The following is a 23,557-nucleotide window of genomic DNA, read 5'->3' on the forward strand; positions in this document are numbered from 1 at the left end:
TGATCTTATCCTTTTACATAAACTGTGGAACTGTCGGGCCGCGCTGCAAAGCGGTTGGAAGGCCAACCGAGCGATTGCGGATGCGGCAAAGCCATAAAACCGGCACAAGGAAAATCGCCATATGAATCCAGACCGGAATAACCCAGTCTGTCTGGTGGGAAATGGCATGCATAGCTGGCACGATGGACAGCATGTAAACAAGTTGTCCCAGCATTTCTCCGGCCATTGCGGTTTCCCAAAGCCGTCGCATGATCCATGCAAGCAACAGGAACTTGAAAGCGCCAAAATACCAGAAAGATCCAAATGCATCGACCAGTCCGGTTTCTGTGGTGCCGGTCAGTGGATTATAATCGCGGCTTGGTTTGGGTGTGTCGAACTGGAGCGCTTCTTTTAATTTTGATCCGACAAGCTGTGCAGGAACAAAGGTAAAAATCACGCGGTTCCAGTGAAATTTGCCATAGTCAAATTCCAGCCGCCGGTCGATTTCGTCTAACCGCAACACGGCATTGCGCATTTCAAGACCGCCACGTTCCAGTGTCTCGTTAAAGTTTTCCGCATAATTGATCTGCATGATGTCATCGAGAACGAAGCCAGAGGCCGCACGTGTAATCTGGCGATAATCGCCCATACTGGTCATGAGAAATGTCCCACCCAAAATGCCGATTGCCATAAGAATACGTGGCACGACCAGACGGCGATAAAACCACAAGGGCAGCAAAATCATGAGCACAAGCTGAATGGCTTCGGCGCGTTTTCCAGTGACAAGAATACGGTCGAGATAGAAGACAAGATCGAAAATGATGATCGCCAGCGCAAGCCACGAAGGGCGGCGTGTGAAGCAAAGGAGCGCAATTGCAAGGCCATAGGGCATGAGCTGCGCAAAGAACAGATAGACCACCGGCATGCCTGTCATCTGCGTGCCGATTGACACGTCACCAGGCAGACGGCTCAACAGAAAATAGAAAACAGCGCCAAAGGCGGACAAGCCTGACGCCGCCCATAACAGCCGCCGCTCGCTGAAACTCATGCTGAGAAAACCGATTGGACGTTTTGTCATGCGCCAGCCCACTGCCAGCATTGAGAGCGAAAGAATGCCCATAAACATGGTTTTGGCATAAGCGCCGGATGGCAAAAATTGGTCGTACATCAGTGCGGGGATTTGCGGCAGCAGAAAGCCGAATGTCATTACGCCTGCAAGAAACGGAAACTGATACATGCGCTCTGCGCGAAACAGCAATCCACCCGCCAGAAACCAAGCAACTAGCCCGACAAAAATCCATGTAAGGGAGACGTTCATCGGCTTACTCCTGAGAGTGTGCAGACACCGGATGCATCAGGCGGCGTCGCATCTTTCAGAAGGTTTGATGGGTAGATGCGACCCGAAGCCAGATACCAACCGAGTTTCACATATTCTTTTGCAACAAGCTCAAAATCCGCTCGTGTTGTTGGAAAACTCGCTTGCCTCTGATCGTCGCCAATCGGCGCGGAGCTAAAATGCATTTGCGGACAGGCGGCACGAAAACTCGCTATTGCGCGGCGTGAATGATACCAGTTTGTGACGATCAGCGCCTTTTTCGCCTGAATTTCCCGCATGACGGGCGCTGAATAAAAGGCGTTCTGCCATGTGCTTCCCGATTGGCATTCGATGAAAATCGCCGACGGGTTTACCCCGTCACGCACCATAATCTGCTTGTTGAAAAGACAGTCGCCATCGCCGGTAATCAGGATATAGGGTGAGCGGCCCTCCTTCCAAAGCCGTGCCGCTTGTGCTGCGCGTGGCGGCCCATCGCCGCCCGGAACCACAATAACATCCGCCTTGCTGCCATCATCGTGCAATGTCAGCACAGGTTCTGAATAGAACATTGCGGCGAGCCCGAATAAGACGGCACAAGGCAGGAAAATCAGCAGCATCATACCATACGCCGTTCCGGTTCTTTATTATCGACGACCAGCCGAATAGGCGCTTCAGCGACTACGCTTGTCTCTTTCCGTCGCTGCTCTTCCATCTTGATAATAATCATGAATTCGTAAGCAGCGAGAAGCCTACAATAGAGATAGCCGGGCTTTCCATCCAGAAAGCCGCGGCGCAGCACATACATGTAAAGGAAGCGCAGCGAAGGACGGAACGGCATGTGATAGGAGAGCGATTTCAGCGCGCGCCGTCGCTTTTCAGGTGCGCTTGATAGTAAACCGCTCCAGTCGATTTTGCGTTCCAGCAGGCGATTAGAAGAAAGGTCAGCCTCTGCCGATGAATAGCGATTATGCTTATCGTACCAGGCTTCAAGGCCTTTGTTGAAACTGTAATGAATGAAATGCGCTTTCAAAGCCCCTTCCGGGCCACCGCTTGCGCGCGAATGCACTGAACGCTCAAACCGCACCCGATCAGGGCGCACCAGCCTGGTTATCCATGTTGGATAAAGGCTTGCATGTTTGATCCAGCGCCCCATGAACATGTTTTTGTAACGCGCTTTGAAGAACACTTCCGGTCGAGTGGGATCGGAAGCGATGGCCAGCATTTCGTCACGCAGATCGGCGGGGGTTATTTCGTCGGCATCAGGTGTGTAGACCCAATCATGTTTGAACTCAATTTCCGTGATGCCATACATCCGCTGCCGGTCTTCGGTGTCATATCGGCGCTGAAATACGCGTGCGCCCGCAGCTATTGCAATCTCCACAGTGCGGTCTTCGCTGAATGAATCGAGCACAACAATGTCATCGCACCAATCGAGCGATGCAAGACAGGCGGGCAAATTGATCTCTTCGTTCAAGGTCATGATGAGAACAGATACACTCATAAACTTGCCTCTGGAAAAGTGACGTTGGTTTTTACGGGTTGGGTGGCGTCCACAACGATGGGCCGCAAAGCGTTATTGGTGCGAAGCACGAACAGAGCGTGCGCAATCGCTGGCACAATGAGCGCAATAAGCATTGTCCATGCCGGAATTTGAAAGCGGATCGCAGCATAGGCCGTAGCTCCGGCGACAAAATTGAGCGTCATGATAGTGATTGCCGTCTGGCTGTCGGAAAAGCCGTTATCGAGCAGCAAGTGATGGAGATGTTGCCGGTCAGGTGAGAACGGGCTTTTGCGTGCTGCAAGGCGGCGCACAATCAGGCTGAGCGTGTCGATTACCGGCACAATCACTACCCATATGAGGATGGGAAAAGCTGCTGTCGCGCTGACATTTGCAAGGATCAGGATAAGACCGGCAAGGGCGGCACCCAAAAACGTGCTGCCACCATCGCCCAGAAACAGGCTGGCCTTTGCCCGCCAGCGATGGCGCATATTGAAGACGAGGAAGCCAATACAGGCCGCTGATAGTGCCAATGTTTGTACCCCGACCCGGTTTTCCCCGATACTGAAACTAATCACGGCAAGCCAGAAAAAAGCGGCCGCACTTGCAGATCCGGCAAGGCCATCAACGCCGTCGCTCATATTGACGGCATTAACGACACCGACCACGAACGTCAGCGCAAGAAGCAGGAAAATTGGCCCGGTCAGAACTCTCGATCCTATCGTGTCAATCACGCCAGTTGCAAAGCCAAGATGGATTTGTGTGATGCCTGCGATGCCGATGATCAGGAATGCCGCCAGCAACTGCATGGCAAGACGCGGTGCAACGGGGAGGTTAAATCGATCATCCGCGACGCCTGTTACGAGGATTAAAAGCAGGCCGGGCAGCACGAAAATGATATTTGCTGATCCCGCCAATGCTGGTGTGAAAAGTCCCGCAACTGATAATGACAGGAAAATCGCTATCCCTCCGCAAAGGGGAACGTGGCCATCATGTGTCTTACGCGCATTGGGAATGTCGATGAGGTGCCATTCACGTGCAAGCCCGCGAAAACCGAGACAGAACGCAACTGATAACCCAAAAGCCAGAAGCGTGATCCAGATAAGACTGACCATGACCCCTCCCAAGCGCGTGTAAAAATTAAGACTAAGTGAATTTTTACTGTCTCCCGCGCGCAGCGACGACTTGGCTATAAAGCGTGGTCCATACTCCTTTCAGGTAAGGGCTAACACCAAGAGTCACATTTCCCGGTCCCGGCAAACGGCTATTCTTAGGCGATGAAGTAAAGGCGGCACTTGTTGTCTTTGTATTGTCCGGGGGGATCAGAGGTTTTGAAAACGCGCAAGCAACACCCAATCAAGCTCCCGATAAGGAGCAGGCCATGAGTGGAAACCGCAGAGGCATTCTCATGGCGGCGCTCGAACAATATGCGGGTCTGCTGTTTAATTTTCTGACGGTAATTGCAGTGTCGCGGTTCTTAGGGCCAGCAGAGACGGGTGCCGGTGTCGTTGGACTAAGCATCGGCGCAATTATCTTTTCTTTGCGCGAGTTTGCCAGCCCAGAGTTTCTTATCCGTATCGACAAGGTTCAGGATCACGACGTCAGAACCTCTATGACATTTCTTATGATTGTAACGCTTATTTTGTCAGCGGGTCTTTATCTGGCGCGGGAATATTTTGCCGTAGCCTATCACGATCCGACACTGCTGCTTTTCCTTGATATTACGATTATTGCAGCTCTCGTCGAAAGTCTCTCGCTGCCTGTGGTGGCATTGCTACGACGCGAAATGGCATTTGGAACTCTTGCCCGTATTCGCACTGCTGGAACTGGCTTTGGAGCGGCCGTCACCATCGCCATGGCAGGGCTTGGCTTTGGGCATATGTGCTTTGCATTCGGTCTGCTTGCCAGTGCGCTGATGACAACGGGCATGGCGATTGCCATTTACCCGCTTGCGCGGCTGCTGCGCCCGTCACTTGCCAGCATCAATACCGCGTGGCGCTTTGGCATTTATCTTGGCGGTAATGCGGGTTTGAACAAAATTTGCGAAACCTTCCCGCAGCTGATGCTCGGACGCTTCATGCCTATTGCCTCGGTCGGTATTTATAACCGGGCGAATACAGTCAGTGGATTGCCGGATCGTATCTTTTTGTCGGCGGTGTTTACCGTGGCGTTCCCGATGCTATCTGCGCATGTGCGCGAAGGTGGTGATATCAGCCGGGCCTATATCCGCGCTTTGTCCTATATTTCGGTGGTCTATTGGCCTGCACAAGCGTTGCTTGCACTGCTTGCCTACCCACTCGTGAATATCATCCTGGGTCCGGGCTGGACCGAGGCCGCGCTGATTGTTTCCATTACCAGTCTTGCAAGCCTGTTCTGGTTTCCGGTTATCCTGACCTATCCCTTGCTTATGGCGCTTGGTGCAAACCGTGAGGCGTTTATTTCAAATCTTATCTCTCGACTGGTAGCAACCGCAATTCTGTGTTTTGCAGCACTTCATGGATTGTTGGCTGTGGCATTAAGCCAGTTCATCAGTCTGCCATTCCAGATGGTTGTCGCCATCGTCTATGTCCGCAAGCATACAAAATTCTCATATCGCATTCTTGGAAGTGAACTCCTTAAAAGTGCATTCGTCACCCTATTGGCGCTGTCGGGGCCGCTCGCTATGGTTGCGATGGATGGATTTAATCTTGACATGCACTGGTCAAAGGCATTGCTCATGGGGCTTGTTGCCATTGCGAGCTGGTTTGCGGCGCTGTTTGTGACGCGCCATCCTTTTACCGAAGAGCTGGTGCCGGTGCTACGCTGGTTGCTTGGAAGGTTCATGAGCCGCTTGCCATGGGTAAGACATGTTCATGAGCCTGCGGAGTGAAGCGCTCATGAGCAATCAGCCAATGATTGATGTGGTTATTCCCAGCTATAATTATGCGCATTACTTAGCCGGATGCGCCAACAGCGTGTTATCGCAAAGCGGCGTTGCGTTGCGACTGCTGATTATTGACAATGCATCTGAAGACAACAGCGCAGATGTGGCGCGTGATCTCGCCGCGCGCGATACTCGTGTCGAATTGTTCTTGCGATCAAGAAACGCCGGACCGCATGCGTCGTTTAATGCGGCGATTGACTGGGCGCAGTCTGATTATTTTCTCATTCTTTGTGCGGATGACCTGCTGGCACCGGGCGCCTTGGCGCGGGCTGTCAACATGCTGGAGCAATATCCGGATGTACATCTTTCGCATGGTGGCATCCATAAAATCTCAAAAGACGAGATGCCGCCGCAGACAATGGCAGATGGCGGAAAATGGACTATTCGCTCCGGTGCTGATTTTATCAACCTCGCTTGCCGACATGCTTTCAATCCTGTTGCGGGGCCAACGGCTGTCGTGCGAACGGCTGCGCAAAAGCAAGCGGGTTATTATCGCAAGACGCTGCCACATACAGATGATCTTGAAATGTGGTTGCGGCTTGCTTTGCTGGGTGGTGTTGCATCAACTGACAGCGTGCAGGCCTATGCGCGGGTTCATTCCGACAATCAGTCGGCCAAGGTTGCAGGCATCATGCACTGGAATCGTGAGTTTGAAGCGGGGTTTCGCTCATTCTTCGAGCACGAGGGCATGAATATGCCGCATGCTGACAGGGATTTTACGGCTGCGCGCAACTGCCTGACAAAGCGCGCTTATTGGTCGGCAATATCCAATCTCATCAGGCGAGAAGAGGGGGCCGCATCGCTTATGAGCTTTGCGCTCAAGCGCAAACCGTCGATGGCTTTGTTACCGCCCATCGACTATCTGTTTCAGCGCAGAAAGCGGACTTTATAATCGACTTTTCATGAGTAAATTGACGCGCAGGCATTCTTCCTGTTCCGCAAGCTTTTGCCGATAATGCTCTACACCAACCTCAACTGTCTTGACGAGTTGTTCCCTGCGGCTGAACATATTGTCGATCTGGCCCAGCACTGTTTGCGGATTAAAATTTTCGATGTGATGGCAGAACTCGCTCAAGCCCGTATCGTTTAAAAGCGCATCGTTTTTGCGTGCATAGCCAATTGAAATTGCAGGCCTTCCCATTGCAAGCGCGCATACGATATTGTGGTATCGGCTGGCAACGACAATATCGGTTTTGGCAATCTGCTGCATCAGAACGTCAAGTGATGTGACTGGTTCGAAAATGACATTATGTGCATGCCTTGCAGGAATACGCTGTCGCAGATCATGAATGGCTTCAAGGTCGCCCTTGTCGCCGGTCAGCAGACGCACTTGTCGCCCGTCGATTAAAAGCTCGCTGATCAGCTTGGTCATTTTGTTGAGATAATTATCGTAAATCGCCTCACCGTCGAGCGCACGCTTTTTCCAGCCCTTATAGGTCATGATGCCAAGGCCAACGCGCTGGTCGGCGCTGTTGCGCAATTCCTCTTCCGGCGTGGGAAGAGAAAAAGCGATGTCAGCACTGACAAGATCTTTTGTGACACTCACATTGAGCGATTTCATGAAATCATATGAAACCTGATCGCGATAGGAACGATAGGCCGCTATCTTCGAGGCCTTGCCAATGAAAAACCGGCTTAAAGGATGGGTGACCGGCCCGGCACCGATGGAAACAAAGGCAAAACGTGCACCGCCAAGCCGTGCTGCAACCGACCATCGTAAAATAGCAAATGGCCAGCCAAACGGGTCTTCGTTAAAGTCGTCGAGAATGCCTGTTCCGGGAACCACAATCACATCAATGCCGTGCGCCAATGAAATCGCAGCTAAAAAGCCGCTCATGCGACGCGGGAGTTGTAACAGAGCCTTATCAAGCATTCGCAAGAAGGCGTTATCCGACGCTGGCTTACCCACTGGAACCGCTTTAATCTGAAATTTCTCTTCGATGATGTCAGGTCTTGAACAGATACAGATAAATTGTGCGCCGGGGCAGTTGCGTTTCAATAGTTGCAGCATCGCTTCCAGCGACCCGTCATTGCCGGTATTGCCGGAGCCAAACTGACCGAAAAGACCTATCCTCATACAAGTGTCTCCAGCTATTTCTAGAAACTATTCCGTTAAGAGGTTTTGTGAAAATTGGCAGAAGGGTGAACAGCATCCTCTTATGTATGAGGGTATGTACCCCTCATAGCCAAAATGCACGATGAGTGATTTTCGCTACACTGATAAGCGGTATATCAAACGCCCCCCGATATGCCGAAACGAGGCTTCGAGGGACGGTTTCCCTCGAAGTCCTGATTTCTGGGCAGAGGGTGATGATCGTGAAATGTGCTTACTTCGTCCGTCCCCATATTGGCGGGACTTACTCGGTATTTACGCGGCTAAGCGCGTCGCTCAGGCAATCTGGTATTGAATTGCGCTGGCTGGCTGCGGGAGCGGCAGGTGAAACAATCAGCTTTCCTTCTGCCGATCAGGGGTTAAGCGATGCTTTGCGCAAGGGTGATGCGATAGACCGGATGGGAGTTCTTGATGAGGAAACCCGTGCACGGCGCATGATTGCCTTTTTGCGTGACAACAATTTCAAAGCGGTCTTTGTCAATGTCTTGTCCAGCCGCTTTGAAACCAATCTGGTTCGGTATCTGCCCGATGATATTCTGCGTATTATGATCGTTCATAATATCACGCCCGGCACTTATGCGGCAGCGCACGAGATCCGCGATCATGTTCATGCAACCGTGGGTGTTTCAAAGCGTTGCCGGGATGATCTGGTCAAACATTACGGATTTGATGCGGCGCGAACGCTTGTGATCCCACACGGTCTCAATCGAAATGTTCTTAAGCATGGGAGTGCCATGCACAGCGATCCTTCTGCACCTTTACGCCTGCTATATCTCGGTCGCATTGAGGATAATTCAAAGGGCGTGTTCTGGCTGCCAAATATTCTGCGTGAATTGAAATGCGACTATCATTTGAGCGTTGCCGGGGATGGCCCTGATCTGAATGAATTACGTCGTAGGCTCGAAGGTTTTGGCGACAAGGTGAGCTTCACAAGCTGGGTTGCTCCATCCGATGTGCCTTGGCTTGTCAGCCAGCATGATGTCATGGTCATGCCGTCCCGGTTTGAAGGGTTTGGCTTAACGCTGATTGAAGCCATGAGCGAGGGTTGCCCGGCGGTTGTTTCGAAAATCGCAGGTGTTACCGATTATATCGTGACCAATGGTGAGGATGGTCTGCTTTTCCCTGTTGGAGATTTCAAACAGGCCGCACGCCATATCAATCGTCTTGCAGACAATAGGCAATCGCTGGCTGAAATGGCCAAGGCGGCGCGGCTGAAAGTTGCGGTCGCGTTTGATAATGATACCGCAGGGCTTGCCTATGCCGGGCTTTTGGAAAATCTGGTTAAAAACCCACCCGACATCGCAGTTCCTCTGCCGCTTTCACAATGGCAGATGCCGACGGCACTGCATTCGAGCCTGCGGTCGCGTTTGCCCAAACCTGTCAAAAACTGGCTCAGGCAGATGCGAGAGCGGTTGCGTTCGGTATGGACAGAAAGGAAATGGGCATGAACCTTTTCACATCCCGGTTTCGCAATTCACAATTGCTCAGAAGCAAGGCCCATGCCCTGATACCGGGCGGGTGCCATACCTATGCCAAGGGTGATGACCAGTATCCGATCTTAGCACCGGGCTTTATTCAGCGCGGTTCCGGCTCACACGTGTTTGATGTCGATGGCAATCAGTATATTGAATATGGAATGGGCAACCGTGCCGTTGGTCTGGGGCACGCCTATCCGCCGGTGCTTCATGCGGTGCGCGATGCGTTGCAGGATGGCTGCAATTTCACGCGCCCCAGTGCAATTGAAATTGAATGTGCGGAAAGCTTCCTCGAACTGATTGAGGGCGCTGAAATGGTGAAATTCTGCAAAGACGGATCGGATGCAACATCTGCCGCCCTGCGTCTGGCACGCGCCTATACCGGACGCGATATGATTGCCATCTGTGCAGACCACCCATTTTTTTCGACAGATGACTGGTTTATCGGGACCACGAAAATGAATGCGGGGATTCCTGCATCTGTTTCCGCATTGACCACGACGTTTCGCTATAATGACATAGCCAGCGTGCAGGCTTTGTTTGAGAATTATCCGGGCATGATTGCAGCGCTCATTCTAGAGCCTGCAAAAGCCGATGAACCGCAGGACAATTTTCTGCATGAAGCTAAACGCATTGCGCATGAAAACGGCGCTTTGTTTATTCTGGACGAGATGATTACCGGCTTTCGCTGGCATATGCGCGGCGCGCAGCGGCTCTACGATATTGAGCCGGACCTTTCCTGTTTTGGCAAAGCTCTGGGCAACGGTTTTGCGATCTCTGCGCTGGCAGGCAAGGCTGAATATATGCAGCTCGGCGGCCTCACTCAAACCGAACATCCGCGCGTATTTTTACTTTCCACCACCCATGGCGCTGAAACGCATGCGATGGCCGCAGCCATTGCAACGATGAAGGTCTATCGCGATGAGCCGGTGATCGAACGGCTTTATCAACAGGGTACGCGGCTTGCGGAGGGCGTAAATGCTGCGATTGCAAACCACGGATTGCAAAATCACGTGCGATTACATGGTCGGCCTTGCTGTCTGGCTTATTCTACCCTTGATGAAAGCAACCAACCTTCACAGGCATTTCGCACATTATTCCTGCAAGAAACCATCCGACGCGGCATTCTGATGCCCTCACTTGTGGTTAGCTATACGCATAGCGACACGGATATTGCACGCACGGTTGATGCGATTGACGGTGCACTTGGTATCTATGCGCGAGCGCTCAGTGATGGTGTTGATACCTATCTAACCGGGCGTCCGTCGCAGGTGGTCTATCGCCGGTTTAACGAGGCATCGAGCTATCCCCCGGCTACGCGATGAGGTTTTGGCGAGCAGGTCTTATCTTTGCGGCGCTGTTCTTGATGGTTGGTGCCGCACAGGTCGAGACGGTTTTCCCGATCAAAGTCAGTCAGGATCAACGTTATTTTGAAGATGCACAGGGTCGCCCGTTTTTAGTTAACGGTGACACGGCGTGGTCATTGATTGGGGAATTAAACCGAGATGATGCCAAGACGTATTTGGAAGATCGCAGCAAACGCGGCTTTAATGCCATTCTTGTCAACCTGATCGAGCATCAGTTTTCAAGCAATCCGCCTGCCAATGCTTACGGTGATAAACCTTTTAAAAGCGAGTCATTTGGCACGCTTAATCCAAACTATTTCGATCATGCCGCATGGGTGATCGAACAGGCGCAGAAACAGGGTTTGGTTGTGTTTCTGGCCCCGGCCTATTTGGGTGTGAATGGCGGTGATCAGGGCTGGTTCGCGCAAGCACAAGCTGCTGGCCCAGATAAAATGAAAGCCTATGGTGAAGCGATTGCGCGCCGCTTTGCAAATTTCCCAAATATTGTCTGGATTTTGGGTGGTGACTTCGATGCGCCTGACCGCGCACTTGTGTCAGAACTGGCGCAAGGCATTGCATCTGTTTCGCCCGCTGCGCTTCAAACAGTTCATTCCGGGCGCGATACGAACACGGTTGAAATATGGGGCGATCACAGCTGGCTCTCTCTCGATACGGTTTATACTTATGACGATGTGCATAAGGCAATTCTGGCTCGCAGTAAGGCGGCCAAAATGCCGGTCATTCTACTCGAAGGTGCTTATGAATATGAGCGCGAGACAACCGCACGCATCACGCGTCGCAATGCCTATGGAGCTATCTTAGGCGGTGCTGCGGGTCAGTTTTTCGGCAACAATCCAATTTGGTACTTTTCAGGACCGGGAGTATTCACCTCGGATCAGAACTGGCGCGAGGCTTTAAATAGTCCCGGAGCAAAGTCTATGACGATCATGAAGGCATTTTTCGACAAACTCCCATGGCCGCAATTGCAGCCGGATCGCGATCACAGCATTGCCGCGGCTGAGGGCGTTTATGCAGCGGCTTTGCCTGATCAAAGTCTCCTTGTGATCTATGGTAATGCAGGAGAGTTTCGCATCAAGACAAGTTCGTTAAACGACAATCAAAAAGCTTTTTGGGTTGATCCGGCTTCCGGTCAGTTTTTACCTGCCAACGATCCAAAAATCGATGGCGATGCGAGCATCTATCAGGCACCGCCAGACCGGAAGAACGTCTATCAAAGCGACTGGATTTTGTTAATCGGCAGTTCTGAACAATTGAAGCTCATCCAGAAGGCGTAGTGGCCCAGACTTTTTATATCTCATATCAACGCTTGTCCTAAGCGAACATGCCTTCGGTCAACTCGCCGCTTCCCCTTGCACTCGCTAACCTAAATCAACAAACAAGGTGAGGGATTGGCTATGAAGGTACTTGTTACAGGGCATCAGGGCTATATCGGATCGGTGATGGTGCCGACGCTGATCAATGCCGGGCATCAGGTTTCAGGGTATGATGTTGGTCTCTATCAACATTGCCTGTTTGAAGAAGGCGGTTCAGTTTTTAACGTGCCGACAATCCGAAAAGATGTGCGTGATGTGTCGCCGCGTGATCTGGAAGGGTTTGATGCTGTCATTCATCTTGCGGCTTTATCCAACGATCCGCTTGGCAACCTCAACGAAGAACTCACCTATGACATCAATCATCGCGCCAGTGTTGCAATGGCGAAAGCCGCGAAAACGGCGGGTGTTAGCAGATTTCTGTTTGCCTCCTCATGCAGCAATTATGGCATCAGCGATTCCGATTTGATCGATGAGGCGGGGGAACTTAAACCCGTCACCGCATATGGTCGCTCCAAGGTGCGCGCCGAGCAGGACATACGCGAACTGGCAGATGATAGTTTCTGTCCAATCTATCTCAGACCAGCGACCGCATATGGTGTTTCGCCGTTCCTGCGCTTTGATATTGTGCTGAATAATCTGGTGGCATGGGCAGTCACCAAAGGGTTGATTTATCTCAAATCAGATGGCACGCCATGGCGTCCTATCGTGCATATCCGCGATATTTCGCGCGCTTTTAATGCGGCAATGGAAGCGCCGCGTGAGAAAGTGTTCAATGAAGCTTTCAATGTAGGTTCAACTGAACATAATTACCGCATCCGCGATATTGCAGGCATCGTTGCTGATATCGTGCCTGAATGCCGGATTGAATATGCCGACGACGCCGGACCTGACACGCGTTCTTATCGGGTGAGTTTTGAAAAACTCGCGCGCGTATTGCCGGAAGCAAAACCGCAATGGGATGCTGCCGCTGGTGCACGTGAACTGCTTGCAGCTTACAGCCGCTCATCGCTGACGCTTGAAGAGTTTGAAGGCCCGCATTTTCAGCGCATAGCCCATATTCGCAAGCTGATTGCTGAAGGCGAGCTTGATAACAGTCTGCGTCGTGTGGATGAACAAGAACAACCACTTCGGGCATCCGCATAATGGATAGTCAATCGCGGGGTCAGAGTCAGGGCGAAAAGATTTTTGATCTGGCCTCGCGGCTTTATCCGATTTGCCGCAGTCTTACTGGTGATGGCGTGCGCGAAACGCTTGCCATTATCAGTGATCATTTGCCGTTACAAATCTATCGGATACCAACCGGCACGCAGCTTTATGACTGGCAGGCGCCGAAAGAATGGATAATCCGTGAGGCCTATATTGCAGATTCAGCCGGAAATCGCATTGTCGATTTTGCCAATCATAATCTGCATGTTGTGAATTTCAGCGTTCCGATACGTGCAAAATTATCGCTCGATGCGTTGAAAGAGCATATCCATAGCTTACCCGATCAGCCCGATGTGATCCCCTATCGCACATGCTACCATACCGAGGCGTGGGGTTTCTGCATGGCGCATAATTCTCTGATGCAAATGAAAGAGGATGTCTACGATGTTGTTATTGATGCAGAGCGCCGCGACGGCTTTCTGACCTTTGGCGAATTTATTCTTAAGGGTGAAACTGACGAGATTTTTCTGCTCTCAGCCCATCTTTGCCATCCTTCGCTTGCCAATGATAATTGTTCTGGTCTGGCGCTGCTGATTGCTCTCGGTGAGGAGTTGATGCAGCGTAAAACGCGTTACACCTATAAGTTCATATTTGGTCCGGCGACGTTTGGCGCGCTGGCTTGGTTGAACCAAAACGAGGCAGATCTCCACCGTGTAAAACACGGCCTCGTTTTATCCTGCGTTGGTGATGGTGGTGGACCCAATTATAAGCGCAGTCGGCGCGGTGCAGCCGAGATTGACCGTATCATGGGGCAGGTGCTCGAAGCCTCTGGCCTTGCGGGCGCAAAGCTGCATGACTTCTGGCCCTATGGCTATGATGAACGTCAGTTCTGCTCGCCGGGTTTCAACCTGCCGGTCGGCCTGTTTCAGCGCAGTCTGTATGGTGCTTTTCCAGAATATCACACGTCTGCCGACAATCTTGATTTCATCCGGCCAAACCATCTGGAGCAGTCATATAATCTCATCCTCAGTGCTATCGAGATTGCAGAACGCAACTGGACGCCGGTGAGCACATCACCCAAAGGGGAGCCGCAGCTTGGCCGTCGCGGATTATATGCAAACACCGGCGGTGATCCTAACGCTGCACAAAAAGCTATGGCCATGTTGTGGGTGCTTAATCTGGCCGATGGCGATCATTCGCTGCTGGATATGGCAGAGCGCGCTGGCCTGCCCTTTGTGCAGATTGCAGACGCCGCAGATCGGCTTCGCAATGCGGAATTGTTGATTGCAGGTTGAATTTAAAGATGTGGCCAGGTCCGGTCTTTTTCCGACATAACACTTGGCTCGTCCGGCCATGGAATTCCAAGTGCGGGATCATCATAGCGCAAACCCGTCGCAGAATCTGGTGCGTAAGGTTTTGAAATCATATAGCGCAACAGCACATTGTCCGTGAGCGTCTGAAAGCCATGCGCGCAGCCCACTGGAATGTAAAGCTGCACCCCATTATCCGCTGAAAGTTCTAGTCCTGTCCAACGACGATAGGTCGGAGATTCTGGTCGAAGATCAACCAGAACGTCCCAGACCATGCCTTGAAGACAGGTAACGAGCTTCGTCTCTTCATGAGGTTCATTTTGATAATGAAGGCCGCGCAGAGTGCCTTTTTCGCGGGAAAATGACAGGCTGTGTTGCGGAAAACTGGTTTCTAATTGCCGGTCGGCAAATTCAGCCTCGCAAAACACGCGCGCGAACCACCCCCGATCGTCTTCAAGCCTTTCAGGCTCAATCGACCATGCACCATCAATGTTGAGCGGGGTAAATCGCATATTATGCCTCGGTTGCCAGATACCCATATTCTGACAGCTTCATGCCTGTGAGATAGCCTTGTTTTCGGCTCTGCTGAATGGCCTTAAGTTGGGAGGCAGCTTCACCCAAAGGCGTAAGCGCCTACTCCCCATCAGACATAGGGAGAAGTCAGGGGGAATGTTCATACCGCTCCGACGGGTGATGGGTGCGCCCGATCGTATATACGCCTCGCTCCACATTACAGTCTCGGAAATCCCAGGCTTACTGAGTAGTTTTAACTATCCGGCATTGATCGGAGTTCAGACCCAAATACCCATCAAGGGGCCGGGCATGGCGAGGTATCTCATATGACCATCCAGACGCCGGGCATCACGCGGAGTACAAGCATGGCCAAGGAACAGACAGGCTGTCGTTTGTGCGGAACGCTCCTGAGACATACATTTGTCGATCTCGGCATGTCGCCGCCATGTGAGAGTTTTATCACTGCGGAACAGCTTGATCATATGGAGCCGTATTATCCGCTATATGCCTATGTATGCGATCATTGCTATCTGGTGCAGCTGAAAGAATATTTCAGCCCCGCCGATATTTTTACGGAATATGCCTATTTCTCGTCCTTTGCTACCAGTTGGGTCAATCACGCTAAACTCTATTGCGATGAAATCACCGAGAAGCTTAGCCTGAACAGCGATAGCTTTGTCGTCGAGATTGCCAGCAATGACGGCTATCTGTTGCAGCATTTTTTGCCCAAAGGCATACCAATCCTCGGCATTGAGCCTGCTGCTAACGTTGCGCAAGCGGCGGTCGCTAAAGGTGTGCCAACGCGGGTGGATTTCTTTGGCTCTGATCTTGCATCACGTATGGTCAGTGATGGTAAAAAAGCTGATCTGATTATCGGTAACAATGTTCTGGCACAGGTGCCGGATCTCAATGATTTTGTCCGTGGCATGCAGATTTTGCTCAAGCCCGAAGGTGTCATCACGCTTGAGTTTCCGCACCTGACCAATCTCATCGAACAGAACCAGTTCGACACGATCTATCACGAGCACTTCTCGTATTTCTCGCTGCTGACCATTCGCTATATGGCGCATCGTCACCATCTGAAGGTCATTGATGTCGACGAATTGCCAACCCATGGCGGATCGTTGAGGGTTTATCTGGCACATAATACCAGCAAGCGAAAAGCCGGGCCGCGTGTTGCTGCCCTTTTGAAGCGCGAGCAGGCATTCGGTATCAACGATATTACGACCTATGAACAGTTTGCAGAAAAAACACGGCGCACCAAGCGCGACCTGCTGTCATTCCTTATTGCTGCAAAAAATTCAGGCAAGCGCATCTGCGGTTATGGCGCACCCGGCAAGGGCAATACGCTGCTCAACTATTGTGGAATTGGCACCGATTTTCTCGATTTTACGGTCGATCGCAACCCTTACAAGCACGGCCGTTTCACGCCCGGTATGCATATACCGATTTACGACACGACGATGATCGACAGCTACAAGCCCGATTACATTCTGATTCTGCCATGGAACTTCAAAGACGAAATTATCCGTCAGATGCAGCATGTTGTAGAGTGGGGTGGCAAGTTCATCATACCAATCCCGCATGTCACGCTGATTGATCCGGCATTGCTTACAGAGGAGCACTAGTTATGAAAGTCGTTCTGTTTTGCGGCGGTCTTGGCACCAGAATACGGGAATATTCGGAGAATGTTCCCAAGCCGATGATCCCGCTAGGGCATCAGCCGATCCTGCATCATGTCATGGAATATTACTCCGATTATGGACACAATGATTTCGTGCTTTGCCTTGGCTATAAAGCCAATGTGGTGAAGGACTTTTTCCTGAGCATAAAGCCGCAAACATTCGCCGATTGCGTGGTGTCAGATGGTGGGCGCAATGTGCGTCTGCTTGAAGAAGTGGATCGCGATTGGAGCGTCACCCTGCTTGATACGGGTATCTGGCGCAATATTGGCGAGCGCTTGTGGAGTGCGCGGTCTCATGTCGAGGGCGAGGATATGTTCCTCGCAAATTACAGCGACGGACTAAGTGATGTTGATCTGGATGAGATGACGGAACGTTTTCGCGAAAGCGGTAAAATTGCTTGCTTTCTGGCGGTCCGTCCACCGCTGACCTATCATCTGGCCGATATTGCCGAAGGTGGTGATGTACGGGCGTTCAGAACGTCGAACACGTCCGATATCTGGATCAATGGCGGCTATTTTCTGTTTCGAAAAGAGATATTTGACTACATGCGCGAGGGCGAAGAACTGGTGTTAGAACCGTTCAGCCGTCTGATCTCTGAAAACCAGTTGATGGCCTATAAATATGAGGGCTTCTGGCGCTCAATGGATACGCTGCGCGATTGGCAGACGCTGGAAGATATGGTCGAAAAAGGCGATATGCCGTGGAAGAAACATAAGACAGAGCTTCGTGCGGCCAATATCGCGATAGCACTATGATTGATCTCTATTCTCTTAATAGTCTCGACAGGCCGCTCAATGTCTTATGTCTGGGCGCGCATTCGGACGATATTGAGATTGGTTGCGGCGGCACGCTTTTAAACCTGATTGATAGGGGCATTGCGCTGCATATCGACTGGTGTGTGTTGTCGGGCGGAGATGACCGACGTGCGGAGGCACAAGCTTCAGCACAGGATTTTTTGTGTGGTGCTGCTAGTAGCAACATTCATTTTGCGCAATTTGAAGATAGTTATTTCCCGGCACAAGGGCGGGAAATCAAGGAATGGCTGATCGGGCAGCGCAGCAGGCGGCAGCCGGATATTGTGTTTACGCATAGTTGCCACGATGCGCATCAGGACCACCGCACTGTTAATGAATTGACATGGAATATTTTTCGCGATCAGTTGATCCTTGAATATGAAATTCCAAAATGGGATGGCGATTTGGGCCGCCCCAATGCTTATGTGGCTCTTCCCGCAAAAGTTCTGGAGCGAAAGATCGAATTGCTGATGCAGCATTTTGGCACTCAGCGGTCTAAAGACTGGTTTGACGAGCAAACGTTTCGTGGGATTTCACGGCTGCGCGGCATGGAGTGCCGCGCGCCGGAAGCCTATGCGGAAGGCTTTTACGCTTCCAAAATGAGGATATTTTAGAAAAGCTCCGCTAAGCCGCTGCAAGCACATGTCCAAGGCTGCGGTTCCATCGCTCATAAGCTGCTGCCATGCGGCTGTCATACTGATTACGGGCGAAGGCCGGACCGTTATAACGCCGTGCAAAATCCCGCCAGTCTTTTGCCTGTAAGCTTACCTTCAATCCGGCCTTGTCGATAAAATTCAGCATCAGTGATACTTGCCCTGCGATACCGCTGCGCGCTTCGCTGACCAATTCATCGATGCTTTGATAGCTCAGCCATTTCCAGTGGGCACCCATCACCTGACCCAAACCCCACGAGGTGGATTCCAGCGCCGCTTGCCGGTGAATGCTCATGGCGCGCTCCAGCAGCAGCCAGCGCTCACGTTGCGTTTTGGGATTGCGTACACGTCCGGCATCTGGCGAAGCCAGTCCCATCTGTCGCGCTTGTTCGCGGATGCGTCCAGAAAGCCTGCGGTCAAAATAATGGCCCTCGAAGCGAATTGCCGGTTCTTTTCTATCAGCGACAGGAAAAAGCGCCCGCCCGCCGCTTTCCACTTCGGATACTGCCAGCAAAGCGGCAGGTTCAATGTCTGCATGGCTGGCCATTGAAATAATCGCTGCGAAAGTTTCGGTATCAAACATCTGATTTCTCCTTCGAAAACTACGTTCATCGAAGCCAGATTGTCGCTGCACCTCAGAGGCCGGGGATAAATAACTTGAATTTGCCGCGTTCGAGGACTAGGTCGAAGTAAATTTAAAAGAGATAGAACCTATGAGCAATTTGCCATTTACCGTTGCCGCCCTTTATTGCTTTGCGCCGCTGCCGCAATACGAAAGCCTGCGTGAGCCGCTGGCTCAGCTTTGCTGCTCGAATGGCATCAAGGGGACGTTGTTGCTTGCATCAGAGGGTATCAATGGCACAGTTGCAGGCACCGCGGAGGCAATTGAAAAGCTCGTAGAATACATCACAGCAGTTCCCGGCCTTGCTGATCCGGAACTGAAATATTCCCATGCAACAGAAATGCCGTTCTATCGCATGAAGGTGCGTTTGAAGCGCGAAATCGTGACCATGGGTGTGGATGGCATCGATCCGCTGAAAAGTGTTGGCACTTATATTGCGCCCAAGGATTGGAACGCCCTGATTGCCGATGACAACACAGTCGTTGTCGATACGCGCAATGATTACGAATATGCCATTGGTACGTTTGAAGGCGCGCTTGATCCGAACACCAAGACCTTCCGCGAGTTTCCGGAATGGGTTGAGCAGAACCGCGATAAGCTCGAAGGCAAAAAGATCGCGATGTTCTGTACGGGTGGTATTCGTTGTGAAAAGGCCACAGCGTTTGTCAAAGGCCTTGGCTTTGATGACGTTTTCCATCTCAAGGGCGGTATCCTCAAATATCTTGAAGATGTGCCAAAAGAAGAAAGCATGTGGAACGGCGAATGCTTCGTGTTCGATGAACGCGTAGCCATCGGTCATGGCCTAACGGAAAGTGATATTGAGCTTTGCCGCGCCTGCCGCCGTCCGATTACTGCAGAAGACAAGCTTTCGCAGTTCTTCGAGGAAGGCATTTCCTGCGCTGGTTGTTATGACGAACGCACGCCGGAAGATCGCGAACGGTTTGCAGAGCGTGAAAAGCAGGTTAAGCTCGCTAAATTGCGCGGCACAAGCCACAAACATATTGGACGCTAACTTTTTTTGAACGCGCATCTTAGTCCGAAAACCGCTTCACACTTTTCGGGATGCGCTTTGATGATGCGGCCCTTTTTGCCGCATCGTTCTTATCAGGACTAGCCAAAGCGAATACACGCCTCTAAGGTGACCACGTTTTCGGAACGATATGAATTCGTTACGGAAATTCTGGGCGGCTTTTGCATGGACGCCCGTGTGAAAAGGGTCTGACGGCATCCGGGTCGCGTTTGTCTCCATCATACCCATCATCGCAAGTCGGAGGATCGAATGAAAATTCGAGACCCGAACAAACAGCGCCGGTTTTCGCCGGTGGATGATGGTGTTTGCCCGAAAACCGGGCGCTATGGAGGGCAAGAATGAAAAAACTTATCGCTGCGTTTCTTATTACGGTTGCAGCTGGTGCTGCGTCGGTTGCTCATGCTGCCGAAAAGGTCACGGTCTTTGCTGCTGCAAGCATGAAGGATGTGATTGAGGAAGCCGCCAAGCAAATCAAGGCCAAGGATGGCACGGAAGTGGTCGCTTCTTTTGCTTCGTCTTCGGTTCTGGCAAAGCAGATCGAGCAGGGCGCTCCTGCACAGATTTTCATTTCTGCCGATCTCGACTGGATGGATTATGTCGAAAAAGCCGGAGCGATCGACAAGGCATCGCGCAAGGTGATTGCTGGCAACGCGCTGGTTATTGCCACGCAGAAAGACGACGCTAAAGGTGATGCCAAGGAACTTTTAAGCGCTGGTCGCTTTGCAATGGGCGATCCAACCAACGTTCCGGCGGGCAAATATGGCAAGGCCGCACTTGAAAAGCTCGACATCTGGAAAGACGTCGAAAAGAACGCCGTCTTCACCGAAAACGTGCGTGTTGCACTGCAATATGTGAGCCGCGCTGAAGTGAAGGCCGCAATTGTCTATGCTTCGGATCGTGCGGCTGCGCCTGATCTGGTTGAAGCCTATCGTTTCCCTGCTTCAAGCCACGCGCCTATCCTTTATCCTGCAGCGCTGATTGCAAAGAACGAAAATGATGCGGCAAAAGCATTCCTTGCGTTTCTTGAAAGCGATGCCGGTCAGGCAATCATCAAGGACAAGGGCTTTGTAGGCGCTGCCGAGGCCGCTCAGTAAGGATGGAAGGCCCAAGCAATGGAAAGTAATGTCTGGCAGATTGTTGCTCTGTCGCTCCGGGTTGCCGGGATAGCTATTGTTGTGGCGCTGCCAATTGCCTTTTTTGTTGCATGGATTCTTGCCCGGTTTAATTTTCCGGGCAAGTCGCTCGCACAGGCCATTGTCACCATGCCGCTGGTTTTGCCACCAGTGGTGACGGGTTATCTGCTGCTGATCCTGTTTGGATCGCGCGGCGCGCTTGGTGCGCCGTTGCAGGAATGGCTTGGCCTCTCGTTTTCCTTCCGCTGGACAGGGGCAGCACTTGCTGCAGGCGTCATGGCTTTCCCGCTGCTTGTTCGCCCTATTCGCCTTTCTATTGAAGGGCTTGATCGCGGGCTTGAGGAAGCCGCACGCACGCTCGGCGCAAGCAAGCTGACTGCGTTTTTTACAGTTATCTTACCACCATTGTTGCCGGGCATTCTGGCCGGTGGCGTATTGGGTTTTGCCAAGGCATTGGGCGAGTTTGGTGCGACGATTACCTTTGTTTCCAACATCCCAGGCGAGACGCAAACACTCTCGCTCGCTATCTATTCCCTGATGCAGACGCCGACAGGCGATGCAGAAGCATTGCGCCTTATTTTGATTTCTGCGGCTATTTCCATCGGTGCAGTGGTGCTGTCTGAATGGTTGCAACGGAAGCTCGCAGGAGATGCAAAATGAGCGGGCTTAAAGTTTCCGTCAAAGGCCGTAATGGTAAATTCGCGGTCGAGGCAGATTTTGCTGCGGGCTTAGGCGTAACGGCACTTTTTGGTCATTCGGGCGCGGGCAAAACGACGCTTCTCAAGATGATTGCCGGAACGCTGCGTCCTGAAAGTGGGCGCATCGCAGTCGGTGATTTCACGCTTTTCGATGCCGAAAAGGGCATCAACTTGCCATCTGAAAAGCGGCGTATCGGCTATGTATTCCAGGACGCGCGGCTTTTTCCGCATATGAGTGTGAAGCGCAATCTCACATATGCGCGTTGGGCTGGAAGCCGCGCAACCACGCGCAGTATTGATGAAGTCGTTGATCTGCTCGGTATAGCGCATCTGTTGGATCGACGTCCGGCAACGCTTTCGGGTGGCGAAAGGCAACGTGTGGCTATTGGCCGTGCGCTGTTGTCTGATCCGGCACTTTTGCTGCTGGATGAACCGCTCTCCTCGTTGGATCATGCACGCAGGCAGGAGATTTTGCCCTTTATCGAACGGCTTCGAGATGAAAGCCATGTGCCGATCGTTTATGTAAGCCACGAAATCGACGAGGTTGCCCGCCTCGCCGATGAAATCGTTCTGCTGCAGGGTGGCAAGGTGAAAGCCAGTGGCGAAGCTGCCGAGATTTTCCCGCTGATTGATGGGGACGGCGAGGGCGCTGGTGTGCTGCTTGAAGGCTTGGTTTCAGCTTATGATGAGCGCTACAAGCTTGCGGAAATTGATCTTGGCGGGACGACATTCCAGCTCAGCGATGCCGGGCTTAAACAGAACATGCATGTGCGTCTTCGGGTTCGCGCACGCGATGTTTCTATCGCACGCAAGGCACCGGATGCGATCAGTATCCGCAACGTGCTACCGGTTTCCATTGTGGCGATTGAAGCAGGCGAAGGGCCGAATGCTCATGTCGCGCTTGACTTTGAAGGGCGTCGTCTTGGTGCGCGGCTGACGCGCCGCTCGGTCGATGATCTGGGCCTTGCCGTTGGCGATCAGGTCGTGGCGCTGGTAAAGGCTGTCTCCGTGGATCGTGCCGCAATCAGAGAAAAATGAAACTGAGACAATAATCCGGTTTTCGTCATGCATCTTTTATGCTCCTTTCTCTTTTAGATGGGAGTATTGAAATGACTGATTTGCGAGATTGGACGCCACGCCCGAAGCCTGAACGCAAAGTTCTTGAAGGACAATATGTCAGGCTTGAACCGATTGATGCGCAAAAGCATGGCGACGAGCTTTTTGCAGCGTCTTCCGTCAATGATGCGGATCAGCGTTTCACATGGTTGTTTGAGGTTCCGCCTGCAACGCGCGAAGCTTTTCAGCCTTGGCTTGATCGGGTATCGGCCAGCGAAGATCCGTTATTTTTTGCAGTCATTGATAAGGCCAGCGGCAAGGTCGCTGGTCGTCAGGCGCTGATGCGGATTGATCCGGCAAATGGGGCCATCGAGATCGGTAATATCTACTGGGGACCGCTGATTTCGCGCAAACCGGCTGCTACCGAAGCGCAGTTCCTGTTCATGCAGTATATTTTCGATGAGCTTGGCTATCGCCGTTATGAGTGGAAGTGCAATGACGACAATGCGCCTTCCAAACGCGCGGCGGAACGGTTTGGCTTTAAGTTCGAGGGCACTTTCCGCCAGCATATGGTGGCGAAGAGCAAAAACCGTGACACGTCATGGTTTTCGATCATCGACGGCGAATGGCCTGCACTGAAACAAGCGTATCAGGCATGGCTTGCACCGGAAAACTTTGATACTGACGGTCAGCAGATCAAAAAGTTAGAGGATTTCCGTAGTGGTGGCTGAACCGAAAAAGAGTAATCCGGCATTCGCCGCAGCTGTCATTTTGATTGGTTTTGGTGTGTTGGCCTATTATTTGCCGACCATCATGATTGCACTCGGTGAGCGTTCGCACGTTGCGGCGGCCATTTTCGGGATTTTGTTCGTACTCAGTTTCTTTGGCATATTCTGGCTGCGTTCACGCCGCCAGAATAAGGACTAACCCCAGA

At 51.9% G+C, this 23,557-nt stretch carries 23 protein-coding genes; 16 read left to right on the top strand and 7 right to left on the bottom strand.

The window, feature by feature from the left end; translation table 11 throughout:
- Positions 1–13 precede the first annotated feature (13 nt).
- Genes ACOZHT_RS10655 through ACOZHT_RS10670 form a run of 4 tightly spaced genes read right to left on the bottom strand, consistent with a single transcriptional unit; the run spans position 14 to position 3,907 of the window.
- A complete protein-coding gene (locus tag ACOZHT_RS10655) occupies positions 14–1,297 on the bottom strand; it encodes a hypothetical protein (RefSeq protein ID WP_339513382.1) in 1,284 nt (427 codons plus the stop codon).
- Positions 1,294–1,911 (bottom strand): YdcF family protein, encoded by a 618-nt coding sequence (locus tag ACOZHT_RS10660; protein ID WP_421565703.1) that lies wholly within the window; start codon positions 1,909–1,911, stop codon positions 1,294–1,296. Before ACOZHT_RS10660 ends, ACOZHT_RS10655 begins: the two co-directional genes overlap by 4 nt.
- Complete coding sequence (locus ACOZHT_RS10665) at positions 1,911–2,795, bottom strand: glycosyltransferase family 2 protein (RefSeq protein ID WP_339513384.1); 885 nt, start codon at positions 2,793–2,795, stop codon at positions 1,911–1,913. The genes ACOZHT_RS10660 and ACOZHT_RS10665 overlap by 1 nt, the downstream gene beginning before the upstream one ends.
- Positions 2,792–3,907 (bottom strand): MraY family glycosyltransferase, encoded by a 1,116-nt coding sequence (locus ACOZHT_RS10670; protein ID WP_339513385.1) that lies wholly within the window; start codon positions 3,905–3,907, stop codon positions 2,792–2,794. Before ACOZHT_RS10670 ends, ACOZHT_RS10665 begins: the two co-directional genes overlap by 4 nt.
- A gap of 266 nt (positions 3,908–4,173) precedes the next feature.
- Between ACOZHT_RS10670 and ACOZHT_RS10675 the strand changes: the two genes are divergently transcribed.
- Complete coding sequence (locus ACOZHT_RS10675) at positions 4,174–5,661, top strand: oligosaccharide flippase family protein (protein ID WP_339513386.1); 1,488 nt, start codon at positions 4,174–4,176, stop codon at positions 5,659–5,661.
- Positions 5,662–5,668: 7 nt separating this feature from the next.
- Positions 5,669–6,607, top strand: coding sequence for a glycosyltransferase family 2 protein (locus tag ACOZHT_RS10680; protein WP_339513387.1), 939 nt, complete (start codon positions 5,669–5,671; stop codon positions 6,605–6,607).
- Here ACOZHT_RS10680 and ACOZHT_RS10685 read toward each other — a convergent pair.
- Complete coding sequence (locus ACOZHT_RS10685) at positions 6,602–7,792, bottom strand: polysaccharide pyruvyl transferase family protein (RefSeq protein ID WP_339513388.1); 1,191 nt, start codon at positions 7,790–7,792, stop codon at positions 6,602–6,604. The two genes, ACOZHT_RS10680 and ACOZHT_RS10685, sit on opposite strands and share 6 nt — an antisense overlap.
- Positions 7,793–8,031: 239 nt before the next feature.
- Here ACOZHT_RS10685 and ACOZHT_RS10690 point away from each other — a divergent pair, with 239 nt between their 5' ends.
- The 5 genes from ACOZHT_RS10690 (at position 8,032) to ACOZHT_RS10710 (ending at position 14,424) form a co-directional block, all read left to right on the top strand.
- Positions 8,032–9,276, top strand: coding sequence for a glycosyltransferase family 4 protein (locus tag ACOZHT_RS10690; RefSeq protein ID WP_339513468.1), 1,245 nt, complete (start codon positions 8,032–8,034; stop codon positions 9,274–9,276).
- The gene (locus tag ACOZHT_RS10695) at positions 9,273–10,628 is read left to right on the top strand and encodes a glutamate-1-semialdehyde 2,1-aminomutase (protein WP_339513389.1); all 1,356 of its coding nucleotides are present in this window, start codon (positions 9,273–9,275) and stop codon (positions 10,626–10,628) included. Before ACOZHT_RS10690 ends, ACOZHT_RS10695 begins: the two co-directional genes overlap by 4 nt.
- The gene (locus ACOZHT_RS10700; protein WP_339513390.1) at positions 10,625–11,944 is read left to right on the top strand and encodes a DUF4038 domain-containing protein; all 1,320 of its coding nucleotides are present in this window, start codon (positions 10,625–10,627) and stop codon (positions 11,942–11,944) included. The genes ACOZHT_RS10695 and ACOZHT_RS10700 overlap by 4 nt, the downstream gene beginning before the upstream one ends.
- A 120-nt stretch (positions 11,945–12,064) precedes the next feature.
- Positions 12,065–13,126: an SDR family oxidoreductase gene (locus ACOZHT_RS10705; protein ID WP_339513391.1), complete on the top strand. Its 1,062-nt coding sequence runs from the start codon at positions 12,065–12,067 to the stop codon at positions 13,124–13,126.
- Complete coding sequence (locus ACOZHT_RS10710) at positions 13,126–14,424, top strand: DUF4910 domain-containing protein (RefSeq protein ID WP_339513392.1); 1,299 nt, start codon at positions 13,126–13,128, stop codon at positions 14,422–14,424. Before ACOZHT_RS10705 ends, ACOZHT_RS10710 begins: the two co-directional genes overlap by 1 nt.
- Positions 14,425–14,426: 2 nt before the next feature.
- Here the strand turns inward: ACOZHT_RS10710 and rfbC are convergent, their stop codons facing one another.
- On the bottom strand, positions 14,427–14,951 hold the full coding sequence (gene rfbC / locus ACOZHT_RS10715) for a dTDP-4-dehydrorhamnose 3,5-epimerase (RefSeq protein ID WP_339513393.1): 525 nt from the start codon (positions 14,949–14,951) through the stop codon (positions 14,427–14,429).
- A 327-nt stretch (positions 14,952–15,278) separates the two neighbouring features.
- Here rfbC and ACOZHT_RS10720 point away from each other — a divergent pair, with 327 nt between their 5' ends.
- The 3 genes from ACOZHT_RS10720 to ACOZHT_RS10730 are packed head-to-tail and all read left to right on the top strand — an operon-like array spanning position 15,279 to position 18,045.
- On the top strand, positions 15,279–16,580 hold the full coding sequence (locus ACOZHT_RS10720) for a class I SAM-dependent methyltransferase (RefSeq protein ID WP_339513394.1): 1,302 nt from the start codon (positions 15,279–15,281) through the stop codon (positions 16,578–16,580).
- A gap of 2 nt (positions 16,581–16,582) precedes the next feature.
- Complete coding sequence (locus ACOZHT_RS10725) at positions 16,583–17,392, top strand: sugar phosphate nucleotidyltransferase (RefSeq protein WP_339513395.1); 810 nt, start codon at positions 16,583–16,585, stop codon at positions 17,390–17,392.
- Complete coding sequence (locus ACOZHT_RS10730; RefSeq protein ID WP_339513396.1) at positions 17,389–18,045, top strand: PIG-L deacetylase family protein; 657 nt, start codon at positions 17,389–17,391, stop codon at positions 18,043–18,045. Before ACOZHT_RS10725 ends, ACOZHT_RS10730 begins: the two co-directional genes overlap by 4 nt.
- A gap of 10 nt (positions 18,046–18,055) precedes the next feature.
- Here the strand turns inward: ACOZHT_RS10730 and ACOZHT_RS10735 are convergent, their stop codons facing one another.
- Entirely contained in the window at positions 18,056–18,667 is a 612-nt protein-coding gene (locus tag ACOZHT_RS10735) for an N-acetylmuramidase family protein (protein ID WP_339513397.1), read from the bottom strand.
- A gap of 130 nt (positions 18,668–18,797) precedes the next feature.
- Here ACOZHT_RS10735 and ACOZHT_RS10740 point away from each other — a divergent pair, with 130 nt between their 5' ends.
- From ACOZHT_RS10740 to ACOZHT_RS10765, 6 genes are all read left to right on the top strand, one after another.
- Positions 18,798–19,718 carry a rhodanese-related sulfurtransferase gene (locus ACOZHT_RS10740; RefSeq protein WP_339513398.1) on the top strand — a complete coding sequence of 307 codons (921 nt, stop codon included), beginning with the start codon at positions 18,798–18,800 and terminating at the stop codon, positions 19,716–19,718.
- Between the two features lie 356 nt (positions 19,719–20,074).
- Positions 20,075–20,830, top strand: a complete 756-nt coding sequence (gene modA / locus ACOZHT_RS10745; protein ID WP_339513399.1) for a molybdate ABC transporter substrate-binding protein — start codon at positions 20,075–20,077, stop codon at positions 20,828–20,830.
- 18 nt (positions 20,831–20,848) lie between these two features.
- Positions 20,849–21,529, top strand: coding sequence for a molybdate ABC transporter permease subunit (gene modB / locus ACOZHT_RS10750; RefSeq protein ID WP_339513400.1), 681 nt, complete (start codon positions 20,849–20,851; stop codon positions 21,527–21,529).
- Positions 21,526–22,605, top strand: coding sequence for a molybdenum ABC transporter ATP-binding protein (modC, locus tag ACOZHT_RS10755; RefSeq protein WP_339513401.1), 1,080 nt, complete (start codon positions 21,526–21,528; stop codon positions 22,603–22,605). The genes modB and modC overlap by 4 nt, the downstream gene beginning before the upstream one ends.
- 71 nt (positions 22,606–22,676) lie before the next feature.
- Complete coding sequence (locus tag ACOZHT_RS10760; RefSeq protein WP_339513402.1) at positions 22,677–23,354, top strand: GNAT family protein; 678 nt, start codon at positions 22,677–22,679, stop codon at positions 23,352–23,354.
- Positions 23,347–23,550, top strand: coding sequence for a hypothetical protein (locus ACOZHT_RS10765; RefSeq protein WP_339513403.1), 204 nt, complete (start codon positions 23,347–23,349; stop codon positions 23,548–23,550). Before ACOZHT_RS10760 ends, ACOZHT_RS10765 begins: the two co-directional genes overlap by 8 nt.
- The last annotated feature ends 7 nt before the right edge of the window (positions 23,551–23,557 follow it).

This window comes from Ochrobactrum sp. EDr1-4 (genome assembly GCF_049199085.1).
In the GTDB taxonomy this organism is placed as follows: domain Bacteria; phylum Pseudomonadota; class Alphaproteobacteria; order Rhizobiales; family Rhizobiaceae; genus Brucella.